Consider the following 4,909-nt stretch of genomic DNA (forward strand, 5'->3'; position numbering starts at 1 on the left):
GGCTGCGGACTCTGCCCCGACTTGGACGCCTTCCTCACCTCCCCTACCCGCCACGTCATGGAGTGGCCGCTCGCGAAGGACGGACGCCGCCACCTTCACAGCCGCATCGACCAGGTCGGCCTGCCCGTCTCCCACACCACCCGGCGCCAGGGACGCCCCTACGTCCTGGTCCTGACCAAGACGAAAGCCGTCTTCACCCGCGAACAGGCGACCCGCACCCGCGCCGAGACCGACCTGGCGTGGCTACGGGACAAATGGCCCCGGTCGCGCGGCTGAGAGTGGCTGTTGATATCAGACGTTGATGTCAGGGCGAAAGTCCTGGCCTGCAACTTCCGCGGCAGCCCCCGACAGATCACGGTGGTCGTCAAGGCCGTCCTGACCTTGCAGTACCTGATCCGCGATCCCTTCGGGACGAACAAGAACGAGACCACAGCGTGACACTCCGCCCGGCCGGTGATCGTCTCCTTCAGAAGAAGTCGATCACCACCCCCAACCTCGGACGGAGCATCAACTACCACCCCGTCAAGGCCCGCTCATCTGCGAGAACGAAGTTGGGACACGCCCATTGGAGCAGGGAACCAGTTGAGCAATGGAGACATGATGTCACTCCTCGATGACGCGGGCCGATCTTCGCCCAGATCGCCGCCGAGCTGGCGAACCAGATCGCCGACGGCACGGTGGGCGAGGGAGAACGAGTCGCGTCCAGCAACGAACTCGCGGCGTTCTACCGGGTCAATCCGGCCACGGCGGCGCGCAGCCTTACCGTGCTCTCGGACGAGGGCCTGGTGGAGAAGCGGCGAGGCGTCGGCATGTTCGTCGCGAAGGGCGCACGGGACCGGCTGGTGCAGGCCCGGCGGCGCCGCTTCGTCGAGCGCTACGTACGGCCGCTGGCGGTCGAGGCGGCACGGCTCGGGATCGGGCGGGACGAGCTGCTCGGGCTGGTGCGCGAGGAGCCGGCCTCGGTCGAGGTGACCACGGGAGGAGCGGCATGACCGCGGCGATCTCGGTAGCCGGACTCGAGCGCCGTTACCGCGACCACCAGGCGCTGACCGATGTCACCTTCGAGATCGGCACGCCGTGCATCGCCGGACTGCTGAGCCGCAACGGCGCTGGGAAGACCACGCTGCTGCGCATCCTGGCAGGCCAGGAGTTCGCCACCTCCGGGCGCGTGCACGTGTTCGGGGCCGGGCCGCTGGAGAACGACGCGGTGCTGCGCCGAATGTTCCAGATGTCCGCGTCGTCACGCAGGCACAGCCCGATCAGTTCGGCGGTCGCGCCCAGGTCCGCCACGGTGCCATGAACGGTGGGCGGGACCCTCTCCACCGCCGAGAGCGAAGCCGGGCGTCGCGCCCAGACGTGCAGGTCGAAGCCGTGCTCGCCGATGGCTTCCGCCATGGGGCCGCCCTGGTCGCCGAGGCCGATGAAACCGACCCTGGCTGTCGTCGCCGTGATGTCCATGTCTTCTCGTTGTTCTTTCCATGGTTCGAGTGAGGAAAGGGAGGCCGGTGCTCCCTGGCGATTCACCGGACGATGCCGTCGGCCAGCTCCCACAGCCGCACGGCGTTGTCCGGGTCCAGCGCGTAGGCGGCGACGCCGGGGCGCCGTACTCGGTGGGCCGGGCGTGGACGACGGGCGCCTCGTTGACGTCCTCGAAGTAGCGGCCGCCGACGCCTTCGACCCCCGGGTGAGCGGCGAGGAACACGCTGGTCGCGGCGCCCTGCTCGATCGTCTTGCGGAAGGGCTCCGGCGTCCGCAGGCCTCCGGTGTGCCGCTGGAGGTTGGTGGCGATCGCACCGGGGTGCAGGGAGTTCGCCGTGATGCCGTCGCCGGACCAGCGGCGCTGCGCCTCCACGGCCAGGAGGATGTCGGCGGTCTTGGACTGGCCGTATGCGACGAGCGCGTCGTACGGGCGGAAGCGGAAGTCGATGTCGTCGAAGACGACGGGAGAGTAGAGGTGGCCGCTGGAGGAGACCGAGACCAGGCGCGCGCCGTCGGCCGCGGCGAGGGCGCAGTGCAGCCCCAGGGCCAGGGCGAAGTGCCCCAGGTAGTTGGTGGCGAACTGCTGCTCATGGCCGGCGATGCCACGCTCGAGCTCCGGCGGCATGAGGATCGTCCGTCCGCCCGCCTGCTGGACCGGATACCTGCGCAGGAACTCCGACTCGACCTCGAACCGGGTGACGAAGCCGGCGCCGTCGTGCTTCACGTTCCAGTCCCGCGCGATCCTGACGGCGTAGTCCTCGTCCAGGATCGGGTAGAAGATCGGCTGCTCGGGCAACCGGGGCGGCCACGCACGCCAGTCCAACTCCCGTACCAGCTCTCGTTCCTTGGGACCGGTAAGACGCCACAGGGTCGTCGCCGCTTGTCGGCTGTTCACGGAATCGCTCTCTGGGCGCGGCAACCGCCTGTGCGGCCGGCAGGGAGGCCGACGCTAGTGGCAGGTCCCGTACAGGGGCCACAGGGTTTCGACCCACGCTCGCTCCACGGCATCGGCCGGCGACGGCGGGCGGGACAGCGCTCAGGGGGAATGTAACAATCCTGTGTGTAAAGGGAGTTGGGGCTGGCGCGCCCGGAGAACTATGGGACTCCTGTGCGTCCGGGAGGTTACCGTGGGGTGCTTGCGCGACGCCACTGACCACGGGGGCCCCTGGCGTCGCAGCGCTCTTTCCCCCCACCGGCAATGGGCTCCCGGGGAAGACTGACTGCATTGAACCCTCCCTCCGCTGAAGCAGGGGGATTCCTGGCTCAGGCTGCCTGCGGGCCCAACGGACCTACGGGTCTTACACCCCCAACACCAGCCGGGTCGGAACCTGCCCGGTTCGGTACTACAAGCAAAGGAGTTGCTGTGCCAGCCTGGCTCTCGCTCAGCACGGTGTGCGCGCTTGGTTCTCGCAACGCACACCGAGCAGCTTACCCGGTCGCGTGGACGGTCTTTCGCCCCGGAGGCGAAACCCCGTTGCCTGCCCTGCTCCGCAGGAGTCCGATTCCTCCCCAGCCTGAAGGCCAGGGCATCCTCGGAGGAACCAGGTGAACCATCCGATAACCGCACGTCGCCGGGTGTTAGCCCGCGCGGCGGTGGCACTCGCCACCGTCGGCATCCTCTCTTTCGGCGGCCTGCCGCACCTGCAGGGCACGGCGGATGCGGCGGTGAAGGCGCAGCGCTGTGACGAGATGTTCAAGCTGAGAGGCAACCCGACGGACCCCAGCAAGTTACCGTGGGCGAACGGTGATGCGACCCGGCCGGAGGCCGACTGGGACTCCTACGAGTACCCGAACCAGCGCAAGGCCATGGACGGCCTGACCCTGCCGGACGACCCGGCGGAGCGGGACAAGATCCTCGACAAGCTCGACAAGCCCTACAAGCAGTACAAGGAGGGCACCCCCGAGCGCGTTTACGCCACCTACAAGGACTACTTGACGCGCAACGGCGGCACGGACGCCAAATACGGCGGTTTCAAGAACTGGCTGAACGAGGCGTACATCGAGGTCTACGGGCGCAACCCGCGCGGCAACGCCTTCCACGGGAAGGTCGTCAAGGATCTCGGACTGATCGGACCGGACTGGATCTGTGAGGAGACCGTCAAGGTCACCGACCCGGAGACCGGCAAGACCTATGAGCGCCGGTTCGACGCCTTCAACCGGAAGACCAAAGAGGCCGTAGAGATCAAGTCCGGTGGCAATCACGACAGTGAGCAGGCCCCGAAGGACCGGGCGTTCCTGAAGGATCCCACGTATAAGGACTACAAGCTCCGGTACGCGTTCGGTCAGACGCAGTCCGGGGACACCGCCCGGTACACGAACGGCCTCAAACAGCTCGCCGGGCCGGGCCGGGTGACGACGTACGAGCACACGTCGACTCCGGAGGCGGAGTTCAAACCGGGCAAGTACACCGCCCAGGACACCTTGAAGAGCATCGGCCGCAGTTCCGATGTCATCCGGCAGTCCCCGCCGACACCGGCGGACATGAAGCGGCAGATGGACCGCATCCGTCTGAACGACCCCACCGGCATGCGTGTCCGCGGCCCCGGCGGTGTCGACTTCTCCACGCTCGAACTCCGGTATGTGGGCGCGCCGGTCAAGGGACAGGGTCTGAACTACTCCTTCACCGCGAAGAAGGTGGACGAGTCCGACGGCCTCGGCTACGGCGGCCAGGAGAAGGCCGAGCTGATCTCGGACAGCTTCTTCACCTGGCTCGCCCTGACGCCGGACAAGTTCTGGGTCAACCTCAACCCGGACCAGCCCGACAAGATCATGGACAAGTCGTTCGGCAAGACCGACGCCGGCCGTGTCCTGCTTCAGGCCGATCTGGAGATGAAGCACGACTACGCGAAGGACATGGATCCGCGCACCGGGATCGGCAAGGAGTTCTGGGCGAAGCTCCAGGCGGAGAACATCCCCTGTACCCACGGTGTGCGGAACTGGATCGTTCCCAAGCCCGCCGTGGTGCGCGAGCAGGACGGCGGTGTGTACATCCTCGACGCGCCGCTGAAGGTCAACTCCGTCCCCCAGGACTTCAAGACCCCGAGTCCGAACGGCGAGTGCAACCTGACCGAGGCCCAGCACAAGCGGGTGCAGGAACTGCTGGACACGATGATCGTCCCGGACATCGAGGCGAAGGTGAACACCACCGCCAAGTACGCCGATCTGCGCCGCGTCTACAACGCGCGAGTCGCGGCCGAATGGATCCGCCTGCAGGACGCGAAGGCGCCGACGGACTACCACGCGATCATCAACAGCAACAAGGTGACCGACTGGCCGCTGCGCGGGCAGAACAAGTCCTGGACACCGGAGCAGACGTACAAGGAGTACCTGAAGTCCTTCACCAAATGCCTCCGAGGACGCCCCGGCCTTCAGGCCGGGGAGGAATCGGACCCCTGCGGAGCAGGGCAGGAAACGGGGTTTCGCCCCCAGG

At 67.2% G+C, this 4,909-nt stretch carries 4 protein-coding genes and 4 pseudogenes; 5 read left to right on the plus strand and 3 right to left on the minus strand.

Annotated features, from left to right (window positions below; genetic code table 11):
* From ACWDA7_RS50265 to ACWDA7_RS50280, 4 genes and pseudogenes are all read left to right on the plus strand, one after another.
* Positions 1–276 (plus strand): annotated as a pseudogene (locus ACWDA7_RS50265) (2OG-Fe(II) oxygenase); the annotation flags it as partial.
* Between the two features lie 9 nt (positions 277–285).
* Complete coding sequence (locus ACWDA7_RS50270) at positions 286–438, plus strand: hypothetical protein (protein ID WP_450614584.1); 153 nt, start codon at positions 286–288, stop codon at positions 436–438.
* A gap of 200 nt (positions 439–638) precedes the next feature.
* The gene (locus ACWDA7_RS50275; RefSeq protein WP_450614590.1) at positions 639–992 is read left to right on the plus strand and encodes a GntR family transcriptional regulator; all 354 of its coding nucleotides are present in this window, start codon (positions 639–641) and stop codon (positions 990–992) included.
* Complete coding sequence (locus ACWDA7_RS50280) at positions 989–1,300, plus strand: ATP-binding cassette domain-containing protein (protein WP_450614586.1); 312 nt, start codon at positions 989–991, stop codon at positions 1,298–1,300. The genes ACWDA7_RS50275 and ACWDA7_RS50280 overlap by 4 nt, the downstream gene beginning before the upstream one ends.
* Here the strand turns inward: ACWDA7_RS50280 and ACWDA7_RS50285 are convergent.
* The 3 pseudogenes from ACWDA7_RS50285 to ACWDA7_RS50295 all read right to left on the minus strand — a co-directional run.
* A pseudogene (locus tag ACWDA7_RS50285) lies at positions 1,282–1,458 on the minus strand (NAD(P)-binding domain-containing protein); the annotation flags it as partial. The gene ACWDA7_RS50280 and the pseudogene ACWDA7_RS50285 sit on opposite strands and share 19 nt — an antisense overlap.
* 62 nt (positions 1,459–1,520) lie before the next feature.
* Positions 1,521–2,110, minus strand: a pseudogene (locus tag ACWDA7_RS50290) (SDR family NAD(P)-dependent oxidoreductase); the annotation flags it as partial.
* Positions 2,105–2,374: pseudogene (locus ACWDA7_RS50295) on the minus strand (hypothetical protein); the annotation flags it as partial. The pseudogenes ACWDA7_RS50295 and ACWDA7_RS50290, both read right to left, overlap by 6 nt.
* A gap of 698 nt (positions 2,375–3,072) precedes the next feature.
* On the opposite strand from ACWDA7_RS50295, the gene ACWDA7_RS50300 reads away from it, so the two are divergent.
* The coding region (locus tag ACWDA7_RS50300) for a hypothetical protein (RefSeq protein ID WP_450614588.1) at positions 3,073–4,909 on the plus strand (1,837 nt) is incomplete at its 3' end.

This window comes from Streptomyces sp. NPDC001156 (assembly GCF_053598275.1).